3 protein-coding genes are annotated in these 2,956 nt (G+C 56.1%); 1 reads left to right on the top strand and 2 read right to left on the bottom strand.

The features are described 5' to 3' along the window. Positions 1-527 (top strand): L-threonylcarbamoyladenylate synthase (locus P1S46_12020; GenBank protein ID MDF1537196.1); only part of this gene is annotated, 527 nt, incomplete at its 5' end. Positions 528-824: 297 nt separating this feature from the next. Here P1S46_12020 and P1S46_12025 read toward each other — a convergent pair. Together P1S46_12025 and P1S46_12030 are read right to left on the bottom strand one after the other, a co-directional pair. After that, positions 825-2,081 carry an outer membrane protein transport protein gene (locus tag P1S46_12025; protein ID MDF1537197.1) on the bottom strand — a complete coding sequence of 419 codons (1,257 nt, stop codon included), beginning with the start codon at positions 2,079-2,081 and terminating at the stop codon, positions 825-827. A gap of 346 nt (positions 2,082-2,427) precedes the next feature. Further along, on the bottom strand, positions 2,428-2,580 hold the full coding sequence (locus P1S46_12030) for a hypothetical protein (protein MDF1537198.1): 153 nt from the start codon (positions 2,578-2,580) through the stop codon (positions 2,428-2,430). Between the last annotated feature and the right edge of the window lie 376 nt (positions 2,581-2,956).

The following is a 2,956-nucleotide window of genomic DNA, read 5'->3' on the forward strand; positions in this document are numbered from 1 at the left end:
ATGCCTGGTCCAGCAAAGCGGTAGACCGGCTCGTGGAGATAAAGGCCCGAGATTACGGTAAACCGATCCCTCTCATCGCAGGGGACATCATCGTCGTCAGCAGCACTGCTGCTGTGCTGCCTTCCATATTCAAACTGTTGGCCGAAAAGTTCTGGCCTGGACCTTTGACCCTGGTCCTCAAGGCTGCAAGAGGGCTCCCCGGCGGTATTACAGCCGGGACAGACAGCATCGGTATACGTGTTCCAGCCCAGTCTCCGGCCCTCGACCTTGCCAAATGTTACCGGGGACCACTCACCGCTACCAGCGCCAACTTCTCCGGCAAACCTCCGGCACGACATATTAAAGAGCTTGATGAAGAGCTTGTTATGGCGGTGGACCTCGTCATCGACGGGGGATGGACTCCCGGGGTTCAACCTTCAACAGTGCTTAACCTCACCACCACCCCGCCGACCATCATCAGGGGCGGGATCATCGGGGAAGAGGTGAAAAAATTCCTGAAGGAGCTGGAGAAGAAGCGCAACTGGTAAGGGATTATGGGAGAAAGGCATGAGAAAAGGGGAAAGGCCGGACAGGACCATCCCCGCTCCGTCATTCCGGTCAGAACCCGGAATCCAGGTAAAGGCGAATAGCATCGGGTGGGAGGGGGCCTCACGGCGGCCGGCCGCGACTTCCAGCTTCAGGCCCTCCCTGGAGGCATCTGCATCTTCCGGATGGCTGTCGGGATCCAGCCGAACAGTGCTGAAGCACCAAACGCCAGGCCGGGCGCACCACGAAAAAAAGGGACTCCGTAAGGAGCCCCTTTTTTTATGAGAATCTCTTTATCCCTAGAACCGATAGGTCAGATCCATCCCGAGAAGGCTCACTTCACTGCTGTAGGTACCGTCATAGGGCAAGTCAAAAATACCTGGAAGGGGCTCATTGGAGTTCACGTCCCTGCTCTCTTTGGTCAGGAGCATGTAGGCCGCGTTGATCTCCCATTGGCCTGCGTTATAACCGCCACCGATCACGAATGCTGTACCGTCTGAATCCGGCAGTCTGGGGTCGTAGGTCTCATCGGGTGCGGGGGAGGGCTCGGAGAGATAACCACCCCGGATCGTCCACTGGTCGTCGATCTTGTAGTCGATGCCGATGCGGATGGCTGTTACATCTTCGTAGTCCTTATTGACCGTTCGAACGGTCGTGGATCCATCCTTGAACACCAACTTGTCATAGTTTGACCATTTGGTGAGATCCATGTCCAGATTCATTGCAACTTTGTCGTTGAAAGCGTATCGGACACCCAAGGCCATTGTGTCGGGAAGGTTCAGATCTCCGCTCGCACTCCCGGAATGGGTGACACCGAAGGTGTCCGTGGGGAAGTTTAACACATCCACGTCCACTTCCGGGCTAGCTCCTGTGTGCCAAGCGAATCCGATGCTCAGAGCATCCAGGTCGTAAAAAGCACTCAGAACAAAACCCAGTCCAGCCCCGTCACCCTCCAGGGAGTAAGGACCAGTGGACGAACCGCCGTCATATTTCAGCGTTTTAACCATGTAGTACTCGGGACCGAACCCCACTGCGAACTGATCGTTAACCTTGTATGCGGCCACAGGAGCTATTTTGACGATCTCAAGGGTGGTCTCTGTTACCAGGGGCACACCCGCCAGCGCCGAGTCAACAAAAGCTTCCAAAGCACCGTTGAAAATGGCATCGCTGCCCCACTCCGTTCCCAGCCCGAAGGGTGCATTCACCCCGAACCCAATCCACCAGTCGCCTTCACCGATGTTGTTCGAGTAGAAGAAATATGGTGGCAAGAAGGTGGCATCCTCCGTTTCCGATTTTCCGCCAAGGAAAAACTCGAAATCCGATGTGGGCTGGATCATGGTCATTCCCACCATGACCTGCGTCCCCTCCAGACCAGTCAAACCGGCCGGGTTATGGTGAACCGCAGATGGGTCATCTGCTTGGCCCACAAATGCGTTGGCGGTACCCATGGCTTTCGCGCCTGATTCGGGAATCCTGAAGCCCGCCGCAATGGCAGAGCTTGCCGCGAACATGAGCACGGCAGCTGAAACAAGTGCAGATACAATACCTCTCTTCATCAATCGGCTCCTTTCCCCTCTTGATTGGTTGCAGTTTGTAATCCAGGTTTGTGTATTAAGGTCTTACAACAGGTCAAACATATAACAACGTTTTAAGCACCTTTGTCAACTGCTTCGAGGGACCCGAAATCCGAGATTGGTTTTAGCCAGTCCCTGGTTCGGGGCGCTTCCGGGGCCGTTTTTGCCGTTGACGGGCGCCGGTGGACTCGGAAAGCGACCCGGTGCCGCCCATCCGCCCCACAAACACGACCGGAGGTGTCCCATCGACGGATTTCGGGTATGGTTCCCCCGCTCCTGCGGCAGGCAGGCTCAGGAACACGTAGCCCGCTGTTTTCAGAACCGTCCGCTACGCCATGGACACGATGCGGACCCTTCGCCGGATCATCTGGAACAATCCGTAATACGCCTGCCTGACCTTCAGACAGATCTGACCGGCATGGGATGTGATCGAATCCGAGGTCGTTTCAAGCTTGAAGGGAAGGACCGTTTCAGGAACCACGACCCTTCTCGATTCCGGCTCACGGCCATGCCGTGTCCGGAATGACGGTGATGGGAGTTTTTACTTCGACAGCTGGATACGTGGTTACACGGGCCCGCGGCCTTGGGCCACATTCTCTGTCCGTGTCTCCGCATCCCCGTCAGCCCTGAGCCAGGTCGAAGGGTGTCCCCGTGTCAGATTTTTCCAGATACGAGAAATGCGCATGGTTTCCCTCATTTCTCGTACAGGGAGTCCAGCTCTTTCCAGTACCTTCGTGTGATCTCCTTGCGCTTGAGCTTGAGGGTCGGGGTCACCTCCCCATCCTCCTGGCTGAACTCCTGCTCCATGAGCTTGAACTTTTTTACGCGCTCAAAGGGAGCGAACTCTTCAAGGGCCT

The organism is bacterium, assembly GCA_029210545.1.
Classification (GTDB): domain Bacteria; phylum BMS3Abin14; class BMS3Abin14; order BMS3Abin14; family BMS3Abin14; genus JARGFV01.